Raw genomic sequence first — 23391 nt, forward strand, 5'->3', positions numbered from 1 at the left:
CGCACAGGCGCGTGCACATACCCGCCCGTTGCGGCGGGTGCGATATTGCAGTAGGCGACGGACGTGCTATCTTGAGGACGGAGTGAGGAGGGAGGGTCTCCCCTCCCTCCTCGTTTCGTCACTTGCCTATGGCCAAGCGGAAGGCGAGCGTCCATCTCGCCTTCCGCACCACCTGCAAGGTGACGGACAGGCTTATTCGCGGCAGCAGCCACGACATCGCGATATCCTCCGTACGGTCGGGCGAGGCTCGCGCCCCCGAGGCGCTCGGAGCCTATCTCCGAGCACGGGGCGATGGACCGCCCTGGGCTTCCGCCGACCGCATCCCGGCGTTCCAAAGGTTGAACTTCAGTCGTCCGGTATACTCTTGCTCGCCGATCGGAGCGGGCATGACAAGCCTGCCTGCCACCCGCAATCCTCCGGATGCGGGCGCGCCTTGAACCTGCGTCGGAGCCATTATATTAGAGATCTCTAATTCAAATGAGATCCGAGGCTCCGCCATGTTCCGTGTTCCAAGCCGCCTCCCCCGCGCTGCCGTCGTCGCAGGCGCGCTCGTCGCCCTCGTCTCCGCCGTGCCCGCCCTCGCCGCGCCGCTCGCACCCACGACGATCGTCGAGACGAAGGCCGTCTACGGCACGGTGGAGGCGCGCGAACGAGCGCCGGCGCGGGCGCGCATCGGCGGCACGCTCGTCTCGCGGGACGTCGAGGAGGGCGATCTCGTGGAGCGCGGCCAGGCGATCGGGCGCGTCGTCGACGAGAAGATCGCGCTCCAGCGCGACGCGCTCGAGGCGCGGCTGCGCTCGCTCGCGGCCGAGCGCGACAATGCCCGCACCGAGCTCGGTCGTGCCGAGGAGCTCGTCAGCCGCGGCGTCTCGACCCAGCAGCGCGTCGACCAATTGCGCACGCAGGTCCAGGTGCTCGACGGCCAGATCGCGGCGGCCGAGGCCGAGCGCGCCGTGCTCGATCAGCAGACGACCGAGGGCACGATCCTCGCGCCGATCGCAGGCCGCGTCGTTTCCGCGCCCGCGACGCCGGGCTCGGTCGTCATGCCCGGCGAGACCGTCGTCACCATCGCCGGCGGCGGCCTCTTCCTGCGGCTCTCACTGCCCGAGCGTCATGCCGACCTGCTCGAGGAGGGCGCGTCGGTCGCCATCTCGACGAGCGAGGGCACGCACGAGGGCGTCATCGCCAAGGTCTATCCGCTCATCGAGAACGGGCGCGTGCAGGCCGACGTCGAAATCGCGGACATCGGCGGCTTCTTCGTCGGCGGGCGCACGCTCGTCGAGGTCCCCGTCGCGACCCGCGAAGCGATCGCAATCCCCGTCGATGCCGTGGAGACCCGCGGCGGTCTCGATTTCGTCACCCTCGCCGGCCCCGACGGGCCCCGCGAGGTCGTCGTTCTCCTCGGCGCGCGCCTGCCCGATGGCGCCGTCGAGATCGTGTCCGGCCTGCGTGCCGGCGACGAGGTGATGCAATGAGCACCGCACCCCAGAAGCTCGGGATCGCCGGCGCGCTGACGCGTGCCTTCGCGACCTCGCCGCTCACCCCGCTCCTGCTCCTCGCCTCCCTGGCGCTCGGCCTCGTCGCGCTGGTGACGCTGCCGCGCGAGGAGGAGCCGCAGATCTCGGTTCCCATGGTGGACATCCACCTCCAGGCCGCGGGGCTGCGCGCGCAGGACGCCGTCGAGCTCGTCACCGAGCCGCTCGAGACCATCGTCAAGTCGATCGACGGCGTGGAGCACGTCTATTCGCAGACGCGCGACGACGGCGCCATGGTCACCGCCCGTTTCGAGGTCGGCACGCCCTCCGACGACGCGATCCTGCGCGTGCACGAGAAGGTGCGGGCCAATCTCGACCGCATTCCCGTGGGCATACCCGAGCCGCTGATCGTCGGGCGGGGCATCGACGACGTGGCCATCGTCGTCCTCACCCTCGCTCCCGAGCCCGAGGCGGCGGACCGCTTCACGGCCGCCGATCTCACGCGGATCGCGCGGGAGCTGCGCGTCGAGGTCTCGAAGATCGAGGATGTCGGCCTAACCTACCTCGTCGGCGAGAAGCCTGTGGAGATCCGCGTTTCGCCCGATCCCGCGCGGCTCGCGCAGATGGGCGTCACGCTCCAGCAGCTTTCGGGCAAGATCGAGGGCGCCAACCGCGCCTTCCCCGTGGGCCGGGTGCGCGTCGACGGCGGGCAGATCGCGCTCGCGGCCGGCGAGACCCTGTCGAGCCCCGCCGAGATCGGCAACCTCCTCGTCACCACCCGCGACGGCCGGCCGGTCTACGTCCGCGACGTGGCGGACGTCGCCTTCGCCTTCGACACGAGCGAGACCTACGTCCTCGACTGGTCGCGCTCGGAGGAAGGCGGCCTCACGGCGGCGCCGGCGGTCTCGCTCGCCGTCGCCAAGCGCCCCGGCGCCAACGCGGTGGAGATCGCGCACGCCGTGATCGCCCGCGTGGAGGCGCTGGAAGGCTCGCTGGTTCCCGACGGGATCGCGGTGCGCGTCACCCGGGATTACGGCGAGACGGCGAACGAGAAGGCCAACGAGCTCCTCTTCCACCTGGCGCTCGCGACGGTCTCGATCATCCTGCTCGTCGGCCTCGCCATCGGCGTGCGCGAGGCGCTCGTCGTCGCCATCGTCATCCCCGTGACGATCCTGCTCACGCTCTTCGCCGCGAACATGATGGGCTACACGCTCAACCGCGTGAGCCTGTTCGCGCTGATCTTCTCCATCGGCATCCTCGTCGACGACGCCATCGTCGTCATCGAGAACATCGCCCGCCATTGGGGCATGCGCGACGGCCGCGGCAAGGTCGCGGCGGCGATCGACGCGGTGGCGGAGGTGGGCAATCCCACCATCGTCGCGACGCTCACCGTCGTCGCCGCGCTCCTGCCGATGCTCTTCGTCTCCGGGCTGATGGGCCCCTACATGAGCCCGATTCCCGCAGTGGCATCGGCTGCGATGATCTTCTCGTTCTTCGTCGCCGTCATGGTGACGCCGTGGCTGATGGTGAAGCTCGGCCGCGCGCACGGGAGCGAGCACGGGAGCGAGCATGCCGGCGAGAGCGGGCACGGCGCCCATCACGGCGGGCTCCTCGGGCGCGCCTATGCCGCCGTCGCGCGCCCGCTCCTCGCGAGCCGGGCCCGCGCCATCGCCTTCCTGGCTCTGGTGGGCGTCGCGACGCTCGTCTCGCTCGTGCCCTTCGCGACCCGCGACGTGACGGTCAAGCTCCTGCCCTTCGACGACAAGCCGGAGCTCTCCGTCGTCGTCGACCTGCCCGAAGGCGCGAGCGTCGAGGAGACGAACCGCGTCCTCGGCGACCTCGCCCGCGCCCTCGCCGGCATGGAGGAGATCGTCGGCCTCAGGAGCTTCGCCGGCACGGCCGCGCCCTTCGACTTCAACGGGCTCGTGCGCCACACCTACGTTCGCGCGGAGCCGCAGCTCGGCGAGATCCAGGTCGGCCTCGCGGCCAAGGACGAACGCGCCCGCGCGAGCCACGCCATCGCCCTCGACATGCGCGAGCGCCTGGCCGACGTGGCGGTGCCCGCGGGCACGGCGGTGAAGGTCGTCGAGCCTCCGCCCGGCCCGCCGGTCCTCGCGACGCTGCTCGCGGAGATCTACGGCCCGGACGCCGAGATCCGCCGCGCCGTGGCGGCGCGGGTGCGCGAGGCCTTCGAGGCGGTGCCGTTCGTCGTCGATGTCGACGATTCCTTCGGCACGCCCGCCGAGCGCCTGCGCCTCGCCCTCGTCGACGATGCGCTCGAGTTCCACGGCGTCGAGCAGCGCGACGTGTTCGACACGATCGGCGCGCTCTACGGCATGCGGACCATGGGCTACTCGCATCGCGGAGAAGGGCGCGCGCCGATCCCGATCACGCTCGCGCGTCCGCGGGCCGAGCGCGTCGTCGACGAGGCGGCGCTGACGACGCCGATCCCGACGAACCTGCTCCCGGGCGACCGGGGCGTGGTGGAGCTCGGCGACGTCGTCGAGGTGGTGACGGAGCGCGCCTCCTACCCGATCTTCCGGCGCAACGGACGTCCGGCGGAGATGGTGACGGCGGAGCTCGCAGGCGCCTTCGAGGCCCCGCTCTACGGCATGCTCGCGGTCGAGGAGCGCCTCGCCGCCATGGATTGGGGGGACCTGCCGCGCCCGGAGATCCGCTATGCCGGCCAGCCCCTCGACGACGCGACGCCGGTCCTGCTCTGGGACGGGGAATGGGAGGTGACCTACGTCACGTTCCGCGACATGGGCGCGGCCTTCGCCGTGGCGCTGCTCGCGATCTACATCCTCGTCGTCGCACAGTTCGGCTCGTTCAAGGCGCCGCTCGTCGTTCTGACGCCGGTGCCGCTGACGCTGATCGGCATCGTCTTCGGGCATTGGCTGTTCGGGGCGCCGTTCTCGGCCACCTCGATGATCGGCTTCATCGCGCTCGCGGGGATCATCGTGCGAAACTCGATCCTGCTCATCGACTTCATCCGCCACGCGGACCCCGCCGGGCGGACGCTGGTCGACGTGCTCGTCGAGGCGGGGGCGGTTCGCTTCAAGCCGATCCTGCTCACCGCGCTCGCCGCGATGATCGGGGCGGCGGTGATCCTGTTCGACCCGATCTTCCAGGGGCTCGCCATCTCGCTGCTCTTCGGGCTGATCTCGTCCACGCTGTTGACGGTTCTGGTCATCCCGGCGATCTACGTGGCCATCAGGGGCGAGAGCGGGCCGACGACCACCGCGGTGCGGGGGTGAACGGCGGCCGGCGGGGAGCGGGGAGGAGACGATCGATGCGACCGCCCTCCCCCACTCCCACCCCGGTCGACCCCTCGCCGGACCGTTGGCCGATGGTGCGCCCGGCGAGGCTCGAGACCGAGCGGCTCCTCCTGCGGCCCTGGCGCGACGCCGACCTCGCGCCCTTCGCCGCGCTCAACGCCGATGCGCGCGTGATGGAGCACTTCCCGAGCGTGCTCGATCGCCTCGACAGCGACGCGGCGGCGGGGCGCTTTCGAGCCGCCTATGCCAGACGCGGCTACGGGCTGTGGGCGGTGGAGGTGAAGGGTGGCGCGCCCTTCATCGGCTTCGCGGGGCTCGCGCCCGCGCCCGACGATCTCCCCTTCGCACCCGCCATGGAGATCGGCTGGCGGCTCGCCGCGGATCATTGGGGCGTCGGCTACGCCACCGAGGCGGCGCGCGCGGCCCTCGCCTTCGCCTTCGAGCGCCTGCGCCTGCCCGAGATCGTCAGCTTCACGGTGCCCGAGAACGTCCGCTCCATCGCCGTGATGCGCAAGATCGGTCTCGCCCGCGACCCGGCGGGTGACTTCCTCATGCCGGCGCGACGGCCGGGACGCGTCGCGCGCCTGCACGTGCTCTACCGCCTGCGCCGTCCGGAAGGCTGAGATGGCGCGAAAGAAGACGGCGAAGACGCGCGCGCCCTGGGCGGACGAGGTGGGCGAGACCCTCCTCGTGCGCGTGACGCCAAAGGCCTCCGCCGAGCGCATCGCGCCGGAGCGCGACGAGACCGGCGCGCTCGTGCTGCGCGTCGCCGTCACCGCCGCGCCGGAGGACGGCAAGGCCAACGCCGCCGTCATCGCGCTCCTCGCCGAGGCGCTCGGCCTGCCGCGCTCGGCGCTCGCGATCGTACGCGGCGAGACGGCGCGCACGAAGACGATCCGCGTCGCGCACCGCCGCTGATTCCCGATCGCTTTCGGATTTTATGCGGCGTCGCGACGCTTCCCCGTCGCATCTCGTGCGTTATCTTGGCGCTGGAGCCCGAGGAGGAACGCATGACCGACGCCGCCACCAAGCCGGACCGCGACGCCATCGTCGAGGCGCTGATGGCGCTCGCCGCCGAGCGGCCGTGGGACGACATCGAGCTCGGCGACATCGTCGAGAAGGCCGGCATCACGCTGGCCGCCTTCCGCGCCGCCTTTCCCTCGAAGGGCGCCGTGCTCGCGGCCTTCGCTCGCAAGATCGACATGGAGGTGCTCGACGGCACCACCGAGGAGCTCGCCGACGAGCCCGCCCGCGAGCGGCTCTTCGACGTCTACATGCGCCGCATCGATGCGCTCGCGCCCTACAAGACGGCGCTCAAGCGCATCAATTTCGCGGTGAGGCGGGACCCGATGACGCTGGCCGCGCTCAACCGCGTGGCATTGAATTCCCAGCGCTTCATGCTGGCGGCGGCGGGCATTCCTACCGAGGATTCGCTCGGGCCCGTGCGCATCCAGGGCGCCGTGCTCGTCTTCGCCAACGTCATGGAGACCTGGTACGACGACGACAGCCCCGAGCTCGCCCGCACCATGGCGCGCCTCGACCGCGAGCTGAAGCGCGGCGAGCGCACGATGGAGCGCGTGGGCGACGCCGAGCGCATGCTCGCTCCCGTCCGAGCCCTCGCCGACGCCCTCCTCGACGGCGGCCGTCGCCTGCGCCGAGACGGCCTGCGCGGCCGCCGCCGCCGCGGCACGGACGACGAGGCGCCGCCCGCGGGCGCAGCGGGCGAGATGGAGGATCCGGCGGCGGCGATTTGAGCCTGGCGAGGGGCGCGGCAGGATTATTCACGCCTTCGTCCCCCTTCCCATGCGTCCGGCGCAGGTCTCCCCTTGCGGCAGGGCTGCGGAATCGGGACAATGGCGCCAAAGCAGGCAGCCGTGTTCCCCGAGCCGATCCCCGGCGACGGCCGCTGGAGGGCGTGGCGTTGGATTGGGACAAGATCAGGATCTTCTTCACCGTCGCGGAGGCGGGCTCGTTCACCCGCGCCGGCGAGGATCTCGGGCTGAGCCAGTCGGCGGTGAGCCGGCAGATCAGCGCGCTCGAGCGCGACCTGCGCGCGCCGCTCTTCCACCGCCACGCGCGCGGCCTGCTGCTGACCGAGCAGGGCGATCTCCTGTTTCGCGCCGCGCGCGACATGAAGATGCGCCTCGAGACCACCCGCGCGCGCCTCACCGAGACGGCCGAGCGCCCCTCGGGCGACCTGAAGGTGACGACGACGGTGGGCCTCGGCTCGCTGTGGCTCACCCAGCGCCTGCCCGAATTCTTCGACCTCTATCCCGAGATCCGCGTGGAGCTCATCCTCTCCAACGAGGAGCTAGACCTCGCCATGCGCGAGGCGGACGTCGCGATCCGCCTGCGCCAGCCGACGCAGCCGGACCTGATCCAGCGCCGGCTCTTCACGGTGCACTTCCACATCTACGCCTCGACGGGCTACATCAAGCAGTTCGGCGAGCCCAAGACGCTGGCGGATCTCGACAACCACCGGCTCCTCGCCTTCGGCGGCGACCAGCCCTCCTACCTGCTGGCGGTGCACTGGCTCTCGACGGCGGGGCGGGACGTGCGCAATCCGCGCCCCTACCATTGCGTGATCAACAACATCTCGGGGCTCAAGACTGCGGTGGAGAGCGGCGCCGGCATCGCCGTGCTGCCGGACTACGTCGCGGACCAGGACAACGGCCTCGAGCAGATCCTGCGGGACGTCGAGATGCCCTCCCTCGATTCGTACCTCGTCTACGCGGAGGAGATGCGCCAGGTGGCGCGGGTGCAGGTGTTCCGGGACTTCCTGGTCTCGAAGGCGCAACGCTGGGCTTACTGAGTCGCCTCATAACGAGCATGACGCGCGGAACTGCAACTCTGAGCAAAGAGAGTTGCACGATACGGTCGGCTAGGGCGGCTTGGCCCCGCGAGGTATGCAACGGACGCAAGGGTGCGTCTCGTCGGTGTGCATTGCAAAAAGGCAGCGTGCCCTCCATATCGGCAGTGGCTGAAGGCGATGGAGCCGCTAGTCCTCCCGGCGGCGTTCCATTTCGGCCGTTCCCCTCTGGAGGGTTTCGACACTCCCAGTCGAAGCTCGACAACCTTGAAAGGCCGCTTCCGCAAGTCGGAAGCGGCCCTTTTTTTGCGCCGGCGCGGACGCGGCCCGGTGCGCGGGCCGCGACTCACATGAAGAGCCGCTCGCCCTCCATGCCCTCGTAGAGCGAGGCCACCCACTCGCCGTAGCCGTTGTAGATGACCGTTGGGCGCTCCTCGTCGGTGCCGAGCATGCGCTCCGTCGCCTGGCTCCAGCGCGGATGGGGCACTTCCGGGTTCACGTTGGCCCAGAAGCCGTATTCCTGCGCGGCGAGCTCCTCCCAGAAGGAGACCGGGCGCTCGTCCGTGAAGGTGACGCGCACGATCGACTTGATCGACTTGAAGCCGTACTTCCACGGCAGCGCGAGGCGGATCGGCGCGCCGAACTGCTCGTCGAGCGGCTTGCCGTAGATGCCGGTGACGAGGAAGGCGAGCTCGTTCGTCGCCTCCTCCATCGTTACGCCCTCGACGTAGGGCCACGGATACCAGCTCTGGCGCTGGCCCGAGGCGACGTCCGGGTTCATGAAGGTCTCGAAGCGCAGGTAGCGCGCCGAGGAGAGCGGGCGGGCCATTTCAACGAGATCGGCCAGCGGGAAGCCCGTCCACGGCACCGCCATGGCCCAGGCCTCGACGCAGCGCAGGCGGTAGAGCCGCTCCTCAAGCGTCATGGCGCGCACGAGCTCGTCGATGTCGATCGTGCGCTCCTCCTCCACCATGCCGTCGACGACGATCGACCACGGCCGCGTCTCGAGCCGCTGCGCGGCGGCGGCGACACGCTTGGAAGAGCCGAACTCGTAGAAGTTGTTGTAGTTGGAGGCCACCGCCTCCTCCGTCACCGGCCGGTCGAGGGTGAAGCGCGGGTCTTGCGGCGCGGGGTAGAGATCCGCCGTCGGGTCGCTCTCTTGGGCCTGCGCCAATCGCGGCAGCGCGGCAGCGCCGATCATGCCGGCACCGCCGGCCATCAGGCTGCGCCGGCTCAGCCAGACGCTCTCGGGGGTGGCGGCGCTCTCGGGCAGCTCCCAGCCGCGGGGTCGCTTGATCAACATGGATGCACTCCTCATGACTGTGCGTGAGGGTCGACCTGGAACGCGGGCGTCGCAAGTCAAACCTTCGCGGGCGAAGTCAAACCTTCGCGAGAGGCGGCGCCCGAAGACGGCGCCTGCGGCTGGGCGCCAACCCGCCTCGCGCACCTTTGCGCTTCCTCTTCGCGGTGAGGACGCGCTACGTTTCGCGACCCGTCGCCGCAGGAGCAGAGCCCACCATGTCCGCAACCTTCCGCCTCGCCGAGCGTCTCGCCGAGAACCGGCCCCTCGTCTCCGCCTGGTGCGGCATGCCCACGCCCGAGACCGCGGGGCTGCTCGCGGCGGAGGCGTTCGACGCGGTGACGCTCGACATGCAGCACGGCGCCATCGACTTCCGCGAGGTGCTGCAGGCGATCCCGCTCGTCGCCGCGCACGGCAAGCCGACGGTGGTGCGCGTGCCGGTGGGCGCCTTCGCCACCGCCTCGCGGGTGCTCGACGCAGGAGCTGCGGGCATCATCGCGCCGATGATCAACAGCGTCGCGGACGCGCGCGCGCTCGTCGCCTACACCAAGTTCCCGCCGGTGGGCGAGCGTTCCTGGGGTCCCGCCGGCGCGCTCGCGCTCAACGGCCTGCAGCCGCCGCAGTACTTCCAGCGCGCCAACGACGCCGTCATGGTGCTGGCCATGGTGGAGACCCGCGCCGCCCTCGACATCGTCGACGAGATCCTCGCGGTCGACGGGCTCGACGGCATCTTCATCGGCCCCGCCGACCTCTCGATCACGCTCTCGGGCGGGGCGGGCGTGAACCCGGCCGCGCCGGAGGTCGACGAGGCGCTCGACCATGCGCTGGCGCGCACCCGCGCCGCCGGCAAGCGCATCGGCGTCTACGCGCACATCCCGGAGCGCGCGGCGCTGTTCAAGTCCAAGGGCTTCGATTTCGTGGCCGCGAGCTCCGATGCGAACTTCATGCGTGCAGGCGCGCGGGCGCTGCTGGGCGGGCTCGCGGGCTGACGGGTCCGGCGAGGCGGGTCACGCGCTGCGGGTCTGTGGATTTCTTCTCGGACCGGTCTTCCATCCGTCACGATTCCGGCGCAACGCTCGCGCGACAGGCCGCGCGGACGAACGACGCGGCTCCGGAGACGAAGCTCATGACCCGCACGCCCCTCCTCACCCGCCGCTCCTTCCTGGCGGGCGCCGCCGCGACGACCGGTGCGCTCGCGACGATGCATCCGTTCTCCCTGCGCGCGCAGGCGAACACGGCGCATCTGCGCGTGATGGAGACGACGGACCTCCACGTCCACGTCTTTCCTTACGATTACTATGCCGACAAGCCGGTCGACACGCTCGGCCTCTCGCGCACCGCGGCCCATTTCCGCGCGATCCGCGCCGAGGCGACGAACGCGATCCTCGTCGACAACGGCGACTTCCTGCAGGGCAACCCGATGGGCGACTACATCGCCTACGAGCGCGGCATGAAGGCGGGTGACACGCACCCGATCGTCGCGGCCATGAACGTGCTCGGCTACGACGCCGGCACGCTCGGCAACCACGAGTTCAACTACGGCCTCTCCTTCCTGGAGAGCACGCTCGCCGGCGCGAACTTCCCCGTCGTGTGCGCCAACGTCGCCTCGGGCGCGCTCGCGAGCGACCCGCGCGCGGACCGCACGTTCGTGAAGCCGTACGTGATCCTCGATCGCACGGTGACGGACGGCGCGGGCGTCGCTCATCCGATCAAGATCGGCCTCATCGGCTTCGTGCCGCCCCAGATCATGAACTGGGACAAGCGCCATCTCGAGGGCAACGTCGCCGCGCGCGACATCGTCCAGGCGGCGCGCGCCTACGTCCCGCAGATGCGCGAGGAGGGCGCGCAGATCGTCATCGCCCTCTCGCATTCGGGCATCGACCCCTCCGCCGGGGACGGCGCGGAGAACGCGGCGCTGCTGCTGGCCGGGATCGAGGGGATCGACGCGCTCGTGCTGGGCCACCAGCATCTCGTCTTTCCGGGCGAGAGCTTCGTCGACATGGCCGGGGTGGATGCCGGCGCGGGGACGCTGCGCGGCAAGCCCGCGGCCATGGGCGGCTTCTGGGGCTCGCATCTGGGCGTCCTCGACCTGATGCTGGAGCGCACCGCGGACGGCTGGCGCATCGCCGCCTCGACCTCCGAGGCGCGCCCGATCTCCAAGCGCAACGAGGACCGCTCGATCACCGCGCTGGTCTCGGACGAGGCGGACGTGCTCGCGGCCGCGCAGGCGGAGCACGAGGCGACGCTCGCCTATGTCCGCCGCCCCGTCGGCGAGACGGCGGCGCCGCTCCACTCCTATTTCGCGCTGGTCGCCGACGATCCGTCGGTGCAGGTCGTGAGCCAGGCGCAGACCTGGTACATCGCGCAGATGATGCAGGGCACCGAGTGGGAGGGCCTGCCCATCCTCTCCGCGGCGGCGCCCTTCAAGGCGGGCGGCCGCGGGGGGCCGGAATACTACACGGACGTCCCCGTGGGCCCCGTCGCCATCAAGAACGTGGCCGACCTCTACCTCTATCCGAACACCGTGCGCGCCATCGTCGTCGAGGGCGCGACGGTGAAGGAGTGGCTCGAGATGTCGGCGGGCATGTTCAACCAGGTCGCGCCCGGCGAGGCCGACCAGGTGCTGATCAACCCCGACTTCCCGAGCTACAATTTCGACGTCATCGACGGGGTGACCTACGAGATCGACCTGACTGAGCCCGCGAAGTACGACGCGAAGGGCGAGGTGGTGAACCCGGACGCCGCGCGCATCGTGAACCTCGCCTTCGAGGGCAGGCCCGTCGACCCGGCCGAGCGCTTCGTCGTGGCGACGAACAATTACCGCGCGGGAGGCGGCGGCAACTTCCCCGGCGTGACCGAGGACAAGGTCGTCTTCGTCGGGCCCGACACGAACCGCGACGTCCTCGTGCGCTACATCGTCGAGCAGGGCACGATCGACCCGCGGGCGGACGCGAACTGGCGCTTCGCCCCGGTCCCGGGCGCGACCGTCCTGTTCGACACCGGCCCGAAGGCGCGCGACCTCGTGGCCGAGGTCACGGGCGTCGCCATCGAGCCCGCCGGCGACGGCGAGAACGGCTTCGCGCGTTTCCGCATCACGCTGTGAGGCCCGGCACCGCCCCGCGGGGAGGTCGGCGAGCGCAGCGAGACGGGTGGGGGCGAGAAGCGCCGGCCGCTCGCCCCCTCCGGTCCGCCTTCTGTGCATCGCCGCATCGTCGCCCTTGCGTTCCCGGTGCGGCTTCGCCAATCTGCGCTCCCTGTCGACTGCGCCCGCGACGCTCTGGTAGCGCCGCGGGCGCCATTGCCGAAAATCGGGTTTCGCCATGAAGGTCACCGTCGAGCGCGCCTCTCTCCTGAAGGCGCTGGGTCACGTCCACCGCGTCGTCGAGCGACGCTCGACGATCCCGATCCTCTCGAACGTGCTCGTGCGCGTGGACGCGGAGGGGCTCGGCCTCAAGGCGACGGACCTCGACATGGAGGTGACGGAGACCATCAAGGCCGACGTCGTCCAGCCCGGCTCGACCACGATCCCCGCCCACGTCATCTACGACATCGTCCGCAAGCTGCCCGACGGCGCGCAGATCTCGCTCGAGGCGACCGGCGAGGCCGGCCAGATGGTGCTGCGCTCCGGGCGCTCCAAGTTCACGCTGCAGACGCTGCCGGAGACCGACTTCCCGGACCTCGCCGCCGGCGAGATGAGCGTCTCCTTCGCCGTGAAGCCGGGCGATCTGCACAAGCTCATCGAGAAGACGCAATTCGCGATCTCCACAGAGGAGACGCGCTACTACCTCAACGGCATCTACTTCCACACGATCGAGAGCGAGGGCGAGACCGTGCTGCGCGCGGTGGCCACCGACGGCCATCGCCTCGCGCGCGCGCAGATGCCGGCGCCCGAGGGCGCGGCAGGCATGCCCGGCATCATCGTGCCGCGCAAGGCCGTCGCCGAGATCCTCAAGCTCGTCGAGGAGGGCGGGGAGCTCATCCGCGTCGAGCTCTCCCCGGCCAAGATCCGCGTGAGCTTCGACAGCGTGATCCTCACCTCGAAGCTCATCGACGGCACCTTTCCGGACTACCAGCGCGTCATCCCCGCGGGCAACGACAAGTCCCTCGTCGTCGATCGCGACCTCTTCGCCAAGGCGGTGGACCGCGTCTCGACCATCTCCTCGGAGCGCGGGCGGGCGGTGAAGCTCGCCATCGGCGACGGACGCGTGACGCTGTCGGTGAACAACCCGGATTCCGGCTCGGCCACGGAGGAGATCGAGGTCGAGTACGAGGCGAGCCCGCTCGACATCGGCTTCAACGCCCGCTACCTCCTGGACATCACGAGCCAGCTCGACGGCGACACCGCCCTCTTCAAGCTCGCCGATCCTGGCTCGCCGACCCTGATCCAGGACAAGGAGGGCGCACCCGCCCTCTACGTCCTCATGCCGATGCGCGTGTGAGGACCGGCTACGCCGGCATCTAGGCCGGCCGGATGCGAGCATGAGCGACGAGACGGGGGCCGGCCCGCGGGTCACGCGGCTCCTCCTGCAGGATTTCCGCTCCTACGCGACGCTCGACCTCGCGCCGCGCGCGGGCGTCGTGGCGCTCGTGGGCGAGAACGGCGCCGGCAAGACCAACATCATCGAGGCGATCTCGCTGTTCGCACCCGGCCGCGGCCTGCGCCGGGCGGATTTCGCCGCCATGGCGCGCCAGGGTACGAGCGGCTTCACCGTCTCCCTCACGCTGGACGGCGCCTATGGCGAGCATCGCCTGGGCACGGCGACGACGCTCGCCGGCGAGGGACGCTCGCGGGTGTGCCGCATCGACGGCGCGCCGGCCCCCTCGCCCGCCGCCTTCGGCGAATACCTGCGCCTCGTCTGGCTGACCCCCGATCTCGACGCGCTCTTCCGCGGCCCGGCGGGCGACCGCCGCCGCTTCCTCGACAGGCTCGTCCTCGCCGTCGATTCCGAGCACGGCGCGCGGGTCTCGGCGCTGGAGCGGGCGCTGCGCAACCGCAACCGGTTGCTCGAGGAGAACGGCGAGCCGCGCTGGCTCGACGCCGTGGAGCGCGAGGCGGCGGAGCTCGGCATCGCCGTGGCCGCCGCGCGCCGGGAGACGGTGGCGCGCCTCGACGGGCTCGTCGCCGAGACGCACGACCCCGCCTCGCCCTTCCCCTTCGCGCGGCTGGGGCTCGAGGGCGAGATCGACGACCTCGTGGCGAGCCTCCCCGCCATCGACGCCGAGGACCGCTACCGCGCGCTCCTGCGCGAAGGCCGCGCCCGCGATCGCGCCGCGGGGCGAACCCTCGTCGGGCCGCAGGCGAGCGATCTCGCGGTGCGTCACGGTCCGAAGAACATCCCCGCCCATCTCGCCTCGACGGGCGAGCAGAAGGCGCTCCTCGTCGGCCTCGTCCTGGCCCATGCGCGGCTAACCACGACCATGACAGGCCTCGCCCCCCTCGTCCTCCTCGACGAGGTCGCGGCCCATCTCGATCCACGCCGGCGCGCGGCGCTCTACGAGGAGCTGTTCCGGCTCGGCGGCCAGATCTGGCTCACCGGCGCCGACCGCGCGCTGTTCGCGGAGCTCGCGAACCGAGCGGACATCGTCGCCGTTGGTGAGGGCCGGGCGACCCCGCTCGGTGCCTGAACGCCCTCCCCTCCTCCCGCCCCACGGTCGTCCTCCATGCGTTTCGCCTTGCCTTTCCTCGCCTGGTTCGCCCTCGGCTTCGTCGGCATCGCCGTGATGGCGACGCGGATCGGGCTCGACGCGCTGCGGGCGGTGGAGGGCGCTCCGCAGATGTCGGACGGGCTCCTGCGCGCGCTCCTGATCGTGCAGCCGGCGGTGCTCCTCGCCGTCGCGGTGGCGGTGGGCGTGGCGCTCTCGGAGCGGGCAGGGCTGCGCTCCTGGCTGACTGCACGGCTGCGCGGCGATCCGCTGCCGCTCGTCTCGTTTCCCTCCATCGTCGGGACGCTCGCGCTGACGACGGCGCTCGCCCTCGTCGCGCTCCTCCTCGATCTCGCCTTCCGCCTGCTCGCGCCGGACGCCTTCGTCGGCCTGCCGGGGCCCGATCTCGCGCTGATCCCGCGGCTCTCCGCGCTGCTCTACGGCGGCATCACCGAGGAGCTGATGCTGCGCTACGGCCTGATGACCGGCCTCGCCTGGGCCGTGCTGGCGCTGATGCGCGGGCGCGCCGGAGGGCGCAGCACCGATGGCAGGCACGCCGGCGCGATGTGGGGCGTCATCGTGCTCGTCGCGATCCTGTTCGGGGCCGGCCACCTGCCGGCGCTCTCCGCCAGCGTCGAGCCGAACCTCGTCCTCGTGATCCGCACCATCGCCATCAACGCCATCCTCGGCACGCTCTACGGTTGGCTCTATTGGCGCTACGCGCTCGAGCACGCGATCCTCGCCCACGCCTTCACCCACGGCGTGTTCTGGCTCGCGGGGCCGCTGATGGCGTCCGTCGCGGGGCTCGCGTGAGGCACTCGTCGGCGCGCGCCATGAAACCTCCTGATGACAGCCCGCGCGCGGCGCGCTATCAGCCTCGCAGTGCAGCATCGCCCAGCGCCCGCGGGGAGCCGACGCGCCATGCCGAGCCAGACCTCACCCACCGATACGGGCGCCCCGCGGGGCGGCTACACCGTGCAGACGCGCCGCGTCGCGCGGGCGAACGCCCCGGCGCTGGAGCTCGTCGAGACGCTGCCCGACGGCGCGCGTACCGGCGCGCCGCTCCTCCTGATCCACGGCGCCTTCGGCGGCGCGTGGATGTGGGCGGAGCATCTGGGGCCCTATCTCGCCCGGCGCGGGCGCGCCTCGCTCGCCGTCTCGCTACGCGCCCACGGCGGCTCGGAGGGGCGCGAGAGCCTGCGCGACATCACGCTGGACGACTACGTCGACGACGTGCGCTTCGCGCTGGAGCGCCTGCCGCAGGCGCCGGTCGTCGTGGGGCATTCGCTCGGCGGGCTCCTCGCGCAGAAGCTGATCGGCCGCGCGCAGATGCGCGGGCTCGTCCTCGTCTCTTCGTTGCCGCCAGAGGGCCTCGCCACGGTCAACCTGCGCACGGCGATGACGGAGCCCGTCGTCTGGCTCGACGCCTTCCTCGGCGCGGCGGTACCGGAGGCGGCGTCCGCGGCGGCGGCCATGACCAACGGCGCGCGCACGCAGCTCTTCTCGGACGGGCTCGCCCCCGCCCGCGCGCGCCGCTACGCGGCGATGATGGTGCCCGAGGCGCCCCGCGCGCTCGCCCAGGCCAACGTGCCGGGGCCGATCCTCTCGGCCTTCCTCACGCGCCTGCCGACGCTCGTCGTCGGCTCGGCGCAGGACAGGCTGGTGTGGCGCTCGTGCACCCTGCGCACGGCTTTCTACCACGCCGCGCGCCACGAGACGCTCGACCCCTCCGGGCACTTCCCCATGCTCGACGTCAGCGCGGAGACGCTCGGGCGCAAGATCCTCGCCTGGCTCGACGCGGAGGGGCTCTGACCCGCGCGCCCGCGCGCAAACCGCTTTGCGGGCTCGCGAATCTCGTTTACGTCCGTGGAAGCCGGCGCTGGCCGGGCCGGATTTCCGCATGAGACGCGCGCTCGACTACATCTGGCCGGTCGTCGGCCTCCTGGCGGTGGCGTTCTCGTTCTGGCTGCTCGCCGAGGAATTGCGCGCCATCTCCGCCGAGGACGTGCTCGACGCCATGGCGGCCATCGGCCCCTGGCAGCTCGCCGCCGCCGCGGCGGCGACGGTCGCGGGCTACGCCATGCTCGCGTGGTACGACCGGATCGCGCTCCTGCATCTGGGCGTGACGCACATCTCCTGGACGTTCATCACGCTCGCCTCCTTCACCACCTACGCGCTCTCGCACAATATCGGCGCCTCCGTGCTCTCCGGCGCCATGGTGCGCTACCGCGCCTATTCCTCGCGCGGGCTCTCGACGAGCCAGATCGCGATCCTGGTGGGGCTGTGCTCCTTCACCTTCGTGCTGGGCGTCGTGCTGCTGGCGGGGCTCGTCCTCGTCTTCGAGCCCTACGTGCTGGCGCGGCTCACGGGCCTCCTGCCGGGCTTCATGGAGATCGAGGCGCTGGCGCGCGGGGTGGGCGCGCTGCTGCTCTGCCTCGTCGCGCTCTACCTGGTTGGCTCGCTCATGGGCCTGCCGCCCCTGCGCATCCGCGCCTTCCGGCTCGACTATCCGCGCCCGGCGGTGACGCTGCGCCAGCTCGCGGCCTCGACGCTCGATCTGCTGTTCACGGCAGCGATCGTCTACTTCCTGCTGCCGTGGGACCAGAACCCGGGCTATTTCGTCGTCCTCGCCGTGTTCCTCGCCTCGTTCTCGGCGGCCTTGATCTCTCATGCGCCCGGCGGGCTCGGCGTGTTCGAGCTCGTCTTCGTGGCGGCGATGCCGGACATCCCGGACGCGGAGCTCCTCGCGGCTCTCGTCCTGTTCCGCGTGCTCTACCTGCTCATCCCCTTCGCCTTCTCCCTCGTGGTCGTCGCGATCTTCGAGCGACGCAAGCTCGCGCAGGCGCTCAAGGAGCGCACGCGGCGGATCAAGAAACGCTGAGAAAGCGGGGGAGCAAAAAAATTGGGCCGTCCCGAAGGACGGCCCGCCTCTGACTGTTTGCGTTCACGACCCCGATAAACCGGGGGGCTGGGGGGCTGACGTGTCCGGCAAACCGAAGCCGCGAACCAGCGAGGCATGATCATTGATCGCAGCCCATCGGGGCGGCCACTGGGCGCGAAAACGGCGAAACTGTGATTTTGCCGTTTTGGACCGAAAAACGAGCTCTATCATTGATCAAGGTCATGGCGAGTGCTCGTAAATCGGTATTTCTCGCCATTCATGAACGTCGAGAGCACTACACGGCTTGTCTTCCGCACGCACGGCCTCGCCAAGGTGTACCGCACCGGCGACGTCGAGGTGAACGCTTTGCGCGGCGTGGACTTCGAGGCGCGCGCGGGCGAGTTCGTCGTGCTGCTCGGGCCGTCGGGCTCGGGCAAGTCGACCTTCCTCAACATCATCGGCGGGCTCGACCGGCCGACCACGGGCGAGGCCTGGTTCCAGGACCACGACCTCGCCCACGCCAGCGACGGCGCGCTCACGGCCTATCGCCGCGACCATGTCGGCTTCGTCTTCCAGTTCTACAATCTCGTGCCGAGCCTCACGGCGCGCGAGAACGTGCGCCTCGTCACCGAGATCGCGCGAAACCCGATGAGCGCCGAGGAGGCGCTCGACGTCGTCGGGCTCGGCGACCGGCTCGACCATTTCCCCGCCCAGCTCTCCGGGGGCGAGCAGCAGCGCGTCGCCATCGCCCGCGCCATCGCCAAGCGCCCCGAGGTGCTGCTGTGCGACGAGCCCACCGGCGCGCTCGATTCGCGCACGGGCGTGAAGGTGCTCGACGCCCTCATGCGCGTGAACGAGACCTTCGGCGCGACGACCCTCGTCATCACCCACAATGCCGGCATCGCGGCGATCGCCCACCGCGTCGTGCGCTTCGCCGACGGGCGTATCCAGGCGGTCGAGACCAACACCGCCCGCCTGCGCCCCGAGGAGATCACGTGGTGAGCGGGATCGCCGCATCTCCCTCCTTCCCTGTAGGGGAAGGTGGCACGCCGCGAAGCGACGTGACGGATGGGGCACGCCGAAAGGCGTGTTCCGCGAAGCGGAAGCCCCGGTGTCCGCGATCGCACGTTCGTTTCGGCTTAGCCGAACGCTGCGCGCCCCATCCGTCTCGGCTGCGCCGAGCCACCTTCCCCTACTGGGAAGGAGAGGGTCGCGGGGGGCGTCGCCGATGAGTGCGCTCGATCGCAAGCTCCTGCGCGATCTCGTGCGGCTGTGGCCGCAGGCGCTCGCCATCGCGCTGGTCATGGCGGCGGGCGTCGCGACGTTGATCCTCGGTGTGGGCGCCCACGACTCGCTCTCCGAGACGCGCGCGGCCTATTACGAGCGAAACCGCTTCTCCGACGTCTTCGCCGGCGTCACCCGCGCGCCCGAGCGGATCGCGTCGCGCATCGCCGAGATCGACGGCGTCGGCGCGGTGGAGACGCGGACGGCCAAGATCGCGCTCCTCGATCTGCCTGACATCCCCGAGCCCGCCTCCGCCATCTTCGTCTCGCTGCCCGATTGGGGGGAGCAGGCGCTCGACCTGATCACGCTGCGCTCGGGACGCACGCCGCTTCCCGGCGCGACCCGCGAGGTCGTCGTCTCCGAGCCGTTCGCGCAGGCCCACGGCTACGAGATCGGCTCGACCTTCGCCGCCATCCTGAACGGCGTGAAGCGCGAGCTGACCATCGTCGGCACCGCGCTCTCGCCGGAATTCGTCTACGCGCTCGGCCCCTGGGACCTGATGCCCGACGATCGCCGTTTCGGCGTCGTGTGGATGTCGCGCTCCGCGCTCGCCGCCGCCTACGACCTGGAGGGCGCCTTCTCGGACCTGCGCGTGCGCCTCCTGCGCGGCGCCTCCGAGAGCGCCGTCATCGAGGAGATCGACCGCATTCTCGCGCCCTATGGCGGCGAGGGCGCGCACGGGCGCAAGGACCAGCTCTCCCACGCCTTCCTCGACGCGGAGCTGACGCAGCTCGAAGCCATGAGCCGCATCCTGCCGCCGATCTTCCTCGTCGTGGCGGCCTTCCTCGTGAACATGACGCTGGCGCGCCTCATCACCCTCGAGCGCGAGCAGATCGGGCTCATGAAGGCGCTCGGCTATTCCAATTTCGCGGTGGGGCTGCACTACCTGAAATTCGTCGCCGCCATCGCCCTCATCGGGGCCGTCATCGGGTCGGGCGCGGGCACCTGGCTCGGCACGCAGCTGACGCGGATGTACGGCGACTTCTTCCACTTCCCCTTCCTGATCTTCCGCATGGATCCGGCGACCTACCTCGTCGCCGTGGGCGTCACGCTCCTCGCCGCGATCGTCGGCGCGCTGAAGGCGGTGGCGGGCGTCGTGCGGCTCGCGCCGGCGGTAGCGATGACGCCGCCCGCGCCGGCGCGCTACCGGCGCACGCTCCTCGACCGGCTCCACGCCGCCCTGCGCATGCCGCAGGCCGGGGTGATGACGATGCGCCACCTCGTGCGCTATCCCGGTCGCTCGCTCGGCGGCCTCGTCGGCATCGCGCTCGCGACCGCGATCCTGGTCGGTTCGTTCTGGTCCTACGGGTCGATCGAGTTCATGATCGACGTCACCTTCCACCGCGCCGACCGGCAGGACGCCACCATCACCTTCGTCGGCGAGCGGGAGGCCTCCGCCCTCTACGAGATCGCGCGGCTACCCGGCGTCATGGCGGCGGAGCCCTACCGCTCGGTGCCCGCGAAGCTGCGGAGCGGGACGATCGAGCGGCGTGTCGCCATCACCGGCAAGCCGGAGGGTGCGGACCTCTCCCGCGTGCTCGACTCCGACCTCGCTCCCGTGCGCCTGCCCGAGAGCGGCCTCGCGCTCTCCGACCAGCTCGCCGACATCCTGCGCGTGGAGACCGGGGACCTGATCGAGGTCGAGCTGATGGCGGGCGACCGCCGCACCGTGACGTTGCCCGTCGCCATGGTGGTCGAGGGCTATCTGGGGCTCATGGCCTATGCCGACATCGGCACGGTCAACCGGCTGATGCGCGAGGGCGCGCTCGTCTCGGGCGTGCATCTCGCCCTCGACGAGACCGCGCGGGACGACCTGTTCGCGGAGCTGAAAGCGATCCCCGCCGCGAGCTTCGTCGCGCTCCAGCGCGTGTCGCTCGCCAAGTTCCGCGAGACGCTGGCGCAGAACCTGCTGATGATGGTGTCGATCTACGCGACGCTCGCCGCCATCATCGCCTTCGGCGTCGTCTACAATTTTGCGCGCATCTCGCTCTCCGAGCAGGGCCGCGAGCTCGCCTCGCTGCGCGTGCTCGGCTTCACCAACGCCGAGATCTCCTGGATCCTGCTCTCGGAGCTCGCGATCCTCGTCCTCCTCGCCCAGCCCGTGGGCTGGCTCGTCGGCTACGGCTTCGCGATGGCGATGGCGGCGGGGTTCGAGAGCGAGCTCTACCGCGTCCCCCTCGTCGTGAACCGCGACGTCTACGCCTGGGCGAGCCTCGTCGTGGTGGGCGCCGCCCTCGTCTCCGGGCTGATCGTGCGCCGGCGCATCGATCGGCTCGACCTCATCGCCGTGCTCAAGACCCGGGAATGATCCGATGAAGCGCGTGATCCTCGCGATCCTCGTCCTCGCCGTCGCCGCCGCCGCGTTCTGGGCGCTGCGACCGCAGCCGATCCCGGCCGATCTCGCCACGATCGCGGCGGGCCCGCTCGCCGTCACCGTCGAGGACGAGGGCATGACGCGCATCGAGGAGGTCTACACGGTCTCCGCCCCCATGGGCGGCACGCTCCAGCGCTCGCCTCGCCACGTGGGGGACGTCGTCGTCGCCGGCGAGACGATCCTCGCCGTGATCGAGCCCATGGCGCCGGGCTTCCTCGACATCCGCTCACAGCGCGTCGCCGAGGCCGCCGTCGAGGCCGCGGCCTCGGCCGTGGCGCTCGCGGAGGCGCAGGTGAGCCAGGCGGCGGCGGAGCTCGAATTCGCGCAGAGCGATCTCGCGCGCGCGCAGGAGCTCGCGCGCCGCGAGACCATCTCCACCCGCGACCTCGACCGCGCGCGGCTCACGGTTCGCACGGCGGAGAGCGCGCTCGCATCCGCGGAGGCGACGCGGGACGTGCGCGTGCGCGAGCTCGAGAGCGCGCGCGCGAACCTGATCCAGCCCGGGAGCGAGGCGGGCCCCTCCCCTACCTGCTGCGTCCAGGTGCGCTCGCCCGTCGACGGGCAGGTGCTCGACGTCGTCGTCGAGAGCGAGCAGGTGGTCCAGGCGGGCGCGCCCCTCGTCGAGGTGGGCGATCCCGACAGGCTCGAGATCGTCGTCGACCTCCTCTCCCGCGACGCGGTGCGCGTCGAGCCGGGCGATGGCGCGCTCATCGACGATTGGGGCGGCGACGCGCCGCTCGCCGCCCGCGTCGTGCGCGTGGAGCCCACCGCCTTCACCGAGGTCTCGGCGCTCGGCATCGAGGAGCAGCGCGTGCGCGTGATCCTCGCCCTCCTCGACCCCGCGGCCGCGCAGGGCAAGCTCGGCCACCGCTACCGCGTCGTCGCCCGCATCGTCGTCTGGGAGGAGGACGACGTCGTCCAGGTCCCGCTCGGCGCCCTCTTCCGCGAAGGCGGCGACTGGGCCGTCTTCGTGGTGGAGGACGGCACCGCGCAGGTCCGCTTGGTGACGCTGGGCGAGCGCACCATGCGCACGGCGCAAGTGCTCTCGGGCCTGGAGGAGGGCGAGACGGTGATCCTGCATGCGAGCGATCGGATCGAGGCGGGGGCGGAGGTGGTGGGAAGGGAGGGGTGAGCTGGGGGGTGAACCTAACCCTATCCAGAGTTACTTCTACTCGAACAATTGCTGAATGGTTGCATGGCCGGCCTGTCCGAGCTAATGAGCGGCATGATCATTTTCGAGGACGTTGGCGTTGGAGATCCGCTTCAGGCATCGGAAGCTGGCAAATACCGTCAACTCGGCAGATCTGCTGGAACGGCGATACGGTCCACGTATCGCGCGGGCGATCCGTGCTCGGCTCGCCATCCTCGCTGCGGCTGCGAACCTCGCCGATGTGCCTTCGACACCGCCGGTGCGCTGTCATCAGCTCAGAGCGGACCGCGACGAGCAATACGCAGTCGACCTCGTCCATCCCCACCGCCTCGTCTTCGAGCCGGATGACGACCCTATACCGCGCCTTCCCGACGGCGGCATCGACAGGACCCGCGTGACGGCGATCGTCGTTGCCGATATACTCGATTATCATTGAGGACGGCCGTCATGCCCACCAGCACCTTTGCCTACGAGCCCGATTACGTCGTCACTCCGTGCGAGGTCCTGGCCGAGCATCTGGAGGCGCTCGCTCTCACGCCCCGCGCGTTCGCGGATCGCAGCGGCATCCCGCTCGCGCGCATCGAGGCGTTCCTCGCGGGAGACGACGCGATCGACGCCGAGCTCGCGCAGAGGCTCGCGAGCGGGTCCGGGGTGAGCGCGGAGATCTGGGGGGCGCTCGACGAGCGCCGACGGCGATCGGCCCCCGATAGCGCCGACGGGTGGAGCGAGGTGCCGGATCGCGCACCAGGCCGCTGAGGCTCCCCCCTCCCCGCCTCCCACCTTCCAATCCCCGCCCCACCAGCTATATACGCCCCGGAACCCTGAAGCCTCATCCCGGGAGCGCCCCCATGACCGGAACCACCCGCTCGAGCGTCGATCTCGACACGCGGCGCAAGAAGATCCTGTTTCGGTCCTGGCACCGGGGCATCCGCGAGATGGACCTGATCATGGGCCGCTTCGCCGATGCCGAGATCGGCACGCTCACCGACGCGGAGCTCGACCAGTTCGAGGCGCTGATCGAGGTGCCCGACCGCGACCTGTTCCGCTGGATCAGCGGCGAGGACGAGGTGCCCGAGAACTACGACACGCCGATGTTCCGGCGGGTGAAGGCGTTCCACACCCACGGCGCGCCGATCCACGTCTGACGCCGCGCGCGTCGACGCTCCGCAGCGCCCGCCCGAACCCGGGGCGGGCGCT

Annotated in this window: 20 protein-coding genes; 19 read left to right on the forward strand and 1 reads right to left on the reverse strand. The window is 70.9% G+C overall.

All coding sequences use genetic code 11. From position 1 onward, the window contains the following. The first annotated feature begins 497 nt into the window (after nt 1–497). The 6 genes from IEX89_RS04420 to IEX89_RS04445 all read left to right on the forward strand — a co-directional run bounded on the left by IEX89_RS04420 (nt 498) and on the right by IEX89_RS04445 (nt 7565). Nucleotides 498–1475: an efflux RND transporter periplasmic adaptor subunit gene (locus IEX89_RS04420; RefSeq protein ID WP_188909972.1), complete on the forward strand. Its 978-nt coding sequence runs from the start codon at nt 498–500 to the stop codon at nt 1473–1475. Next, on the forward strand, nt 1472–4732 hold the full coding sequence (locus IEX89_RS04425; protein WP_188909974.1) for an efflux RND transporter permease subunit: 3261 nt from the start codon (nt 1472–1474) through the stop codon (nt 4730–4732). The genes IEX89_RS04420 and IEX89_RS04425 overlap by 4 nt, the downstream gene beginning before the upstream one ends. 35 nt (nt 4733–4767) lie before the next feature. Further along, the gene (locus IEX89_RS04430; protein WP_244645082.1) at nt 4768–5376 is read left to right on the forward strand and encodes a GNAT family N-acetyltransferase; all 609 of its coding nucleotides are present in this window, start codon (nt 4768–4770) and stop codon (nt 5374–5376) included. 1 nt (nt 5377) lies between these two features. Continuing rightward, nucleotides 5378–5671 carry a DUF167 domain-containing protein gene (locus tag IEX89_RS04435; RefSeq protein ID WP_188909976.1) on the forward strand — a complete coding sequence of 98 codons (294 nt, stop codon included), beginning with the start codon at nt 5378–5380 and terminating at the stop codon, nt 5669–5671. Between the two features lie 92 nt (nt 5672–5763). Next, nucleotides 5764–6507, forward strand: a complete 744-nt coding sequence (locus tag IEX89_RS04440; RefSeq protein ID WP_188909978.1) for a TetR family transcriptional regulator — start codon at nt 5764–5766, stop codon at nt 6505–6507. 167 nt (nt 6508–6674) lie between these two features. Next, on the forward strand, nt 6675–7565 hold the full coding sequence (locus IEX89_RS04445) for a LysR family transcriptional regulator (RefSeq protein ID WP_188909980.1): 891 nt from the start codon (nt 6675–6677) through the stop codon (nt 7563–7565). Nucleotides 7566–7908: 343 nt separating this feature from the next. On the opposite strand, the gene msrP is transcribed toward IEX89_RS04445, so the two are convergent. Next, a complete protein-coding gene (msrP, locus tag IEX89_RS04450; RefSeq protein ID WP_188909983.1) occupies nt 7909–8865 on the reverse strand; it encodes a protein-methionine-sulfoxide reductase catalytic subunit MsrP in 957 nt (318 codons plus the stop codon). 215 nt (nt 8866–9080) lie between these two features. On the opposite strand from msrP, the gene IEX89_RS04455 reads away from it, so the two are divergent. From IEX89_RS04455 to IEX89_RS04515, 13 genes are all read left to right on the forward strand, one after another. Continuing rightward, complete coding sequence (locus IEX89_RS04455) at nt 9081–9851, forward strand: HpcH/HpaI aldolase family protein (RefSeq protein WP_188909985.1); 771 nt, start codon at nt 9081–9083, stop codon at nt 9849–9851. Between the two features lie 137 nt (nt 9852–9988). Continuing rightward, nucleotides 9989–11965, forward strand: coding sequence for a bifunctional 2',3'-cyclic-nucleotide 2'-phosphodiesterase/3'-nucleotidase (locus tag IEX89_RS04460; protein WP_188909987.1), 1977 nt, complete (start codon nt 9989–9991; stop codon nt 11963–11965). Between the two features lie 217 nt (nt 11966–12182). After that, nucleotides 12183–13301, forward strand: a complete 1119-nt coding sequence (gene dnaN / locus IEX89_RS04465) for a DNA polymerase III subunit beta (RefSeq protein ID WP_188909988.1) — start codon at nt 12183–12185, stop codon at nt 13299–13301. A 40-nt stretch (nt 13302–13341) separates the two neighbouring features. After that, a complete protein-coding gene (gene recF, locus IEX89_RS04470) occupies nt 13342–14487 on the forward strand; it encodes a DNA replication/repair protein RecF (protein ID WP_188909991.1) in 1146 nt (381 codons plus the stop codon). A gap of 36 nt (nt 14488–14523) precedes the next feature. Beyond that, complete coding sequence (locus IEX89_RS04475) at nt 14524–15318, forward strand: CPBP family glutamic-type intramembrane protease (protein WP_188909993.1); 795 nt, start codon at nt 14524–14526, stop codon at nt 15316–15318. A 108-nt stretch (nt 15319–15426) separates the two neighbouring features. Beyond that, on the forward strand, nt 15427–16317 hold the full coding sequence (locus IEX89_RS04480; RefSeq protein ID WP_188909995.1) for an alpha/beta hydrolase: 891 nt from the start codon (nt 15427–15429) through the stop codon (nt 16315–16317). 88 nt (nt 16318–16405) lie between these two features. Further along, nucleotides 16406–17386, forward strand: a complete 981-nt coding sequence (locus tag IEX89_RS04485) for a lysylphosphatidylglycerol synthase domain-containing protein (protein ID WP_188909997.1) — start codon at nt 16406–16408, stop codon at nt 17384–17386. A 279-nt stretch (nt 17387–17665) separates the two neighbouring features. After that, nucleotides 17666–18388 (forward strand): ABC transporter ATP-binding protein, encoded by a 723-nt coding sequence (locus tag IEX89_RS04490; RefSeq protein WP_188909999.1) that lies wholly within the window; start codon nt 17666–17668, stop codon nt 18386–18388. A gap of 226 nt (nt 18389–18614) precedes the next feature. After that, entirely contained in the window at nt 18615–20978 is a 2364-nt protein-coding gene (locus IEX89_RS04495) for an ABC transporter permease (protein ID WP_188910001.1), read from the forward strand. A gap of 4 nt (nt 20979–20982) precedes the next feature. Then, the gene (locus IEX89_RS04500) at nt 20983–22176 is read left to right on the forward strand and encodes an efflux RND transporter periplasmic adaptor subunit (RefSeq protein ID WP_244645083.1); all 1194 of its coding nucleotides are present in this window, start codon (nt 20983–20985) and stop codon (nt 22174–22176) included. Nucleotides 22177–22294: 118 nt separating this feature from the next. Then, nucleotides 22295–22630 carry a killer suppression protein gene (locus IEX89_RS04505; protein WP_188910002.1) on the forward strand — a complete coding sequence of 112 codons (336 nt, stop codon included), beginning with the start codon at nt 22295–22297 and terminating at the stop codon, nt 22628–22630. 11 nt (nt 22631–22641) lie between these two features. Then, the gene (locus IEX89_RS04510; protein WP_188910004.1) at nt 22642–22950 is read left to right on the forward strand and encodes a helix-turn-helix transcriptional regulator; all 309 of its coding nucleotides are present in this window, start codon (nt 22642–22644) and stop codon (nt 22948–22950) included. A gap of 92 nt (nt 22951–23042) precedes the next feature. Then, on the forward strand, nt 23043–23339 hold the full coding sequence (locus tag IEX89_RS04515; RefSeq protein WP_188910007.1) for an FAD assembly factor SdhE: 297 nt from the start codon (nt 23043–23045) through the stop codon (nt 23337–23339). Nucleotides 23340–23391 lie beyond the last annotated feature (52 nt).

The sequence above is a fragment of the Salinarimonas ramus genome, from assembly GCF_014645695.1.
GTDB lineage: Bacteria > Pseudomonadota > Alphaproteobacteria > Rhizobiales > Beijerinckiaceae > Salinarimonas > Salinarimonas ramus.

Excerpts from the sequence above, each read along its gene's own strand:
- IEX89_RS04460 (WP_188909987.1), top strand. The coding sequence starts at position 9,989 with ATGACCCGCACGCCCCTCCTCACCCGCCGCTCCTTCCTGGCGGGCGCC.
- recF (WP_188909991.1), top strand. The coding sequence starts at position 13,342 with ATGAGCGACGAGACGGGGGCCGGCCCGCGGGTCACGCGGCTCCTCCTG.
- IEX89_RS04435 (WP_188909976.1), top strand. The coding sequence starts at position 5,378 with ATGGCGCGAAAGAAGACGGCGAAGACGCGCGCGCCCTGGGCGGACGAG.
- IEX89_RS04480 (WP_188909995.1), top strand. The coding sequence starts at position 15,427 with ATGCCGAGCCAGACCTCACCCACCGATACGGGCGCCCCGCGGGGCGGC.
- IEX89_RS04500 (WP_244645083.1), top strand. The coding sequence starts at position 20,983 with ATGAAGCGCGTGATCCTCGCGATCCTCGTCCTCGCCGTCGCCGCCGCC.
- IEX89_RS04455 (WP_188909985.1), top strand. The coding sequence starts at position 9,081 with ATGTCCGCAACCTTCCGCCTCGCCGAGCGTCTCGCCGAGAACCGGCCC.
- IEX89_RS04430 (WP_244645082.1), top strand. The coding sequence starts at position 4,768 with ATGCGACCGCCCTCCCCCACTCCCACCCCGGTCGACCCCTCGCCGGAC.
- IEX89_RS04515 (WP_188910007.1), top strand. The coding sequence starts at position 23,043 with ATGACCGGAACCACCCGCTCGAGCGTCGATCTCGACACGCGGCGCAAG.
- IEX89_RS04490 (WP_188909999.1), top strand. The coding sequence starts at position 17,666 with ATGAACGTCGAGAGCACTACACGGCTTGTCTTCCGCACGCACGGCCTC.
- IEX89_RS04420 (WP_188909972.1), top strand. The coding sequence starts at position 498 with ATGTTCCGTGTTCCAAGCCGCCTCCCCCGCGCTGCCGTCGTCGCAGGC.
- msrP (WP_188909983.1), bottom strand. The coding sequence starts at position 8,865 with ATGTTGATCAAGCGACCCCGCGGCTGGGAGCTGCCCGAGAGCGCCGCC.
- dnaN (WP_188909988.1), top strand. The coding sequence starts at position 12,183 with ATGAAGGTCACCGTCGAGCGCGCCTCTCTCCTGAAGGCGCTGGGTCAC.
- IEX89_RS04510 (WP_188910004.1), top strand. The coding sequence starts at position 22,642 with ATGCCCACCAGCACCTTTGCCTACGAGCCCGATTACGTCGTCACTCCG.
- IEX89_RS04485 (WP_188909997.1), top strand. The coding sequence starts at position 16,406 with ATGAGACGCGCGCTCGACTACATCTGGCCGGTCGTCGGCCTCCTGGCG.
- IEX89_RS04425 (WP_188909974.1), top strand. The coding sequence starts at position 1,472 with ATGAGCACCGCACCCCAGAAGCTCGGGATCGCCGGCGCGCTGACGCGT.
- IEX89_RS04475 (WP_188909993.1), top strand. The coding sequence starts at position 14,524 with ATGCGTTTCGCCTTGCCTTTCCTCGCCTGGTTCGCCCTCGGCTTCGTC.
- IEX89_RS04440 (WP_188909978.1), top strand. The coding sequence starts at position 5,764 with ATGACCGACGCCGCCACCAAGCCGGACCGCGACGCCATCGTCGAGGCG.
- IEX89_RS04495 (WP_188910001.1), top strand. The coding sequence starts at position 18,615 with ATGAGTGCGCTCGATCGCAAGCTCCTGCGCGATCTCGTGCGGCTGTGG.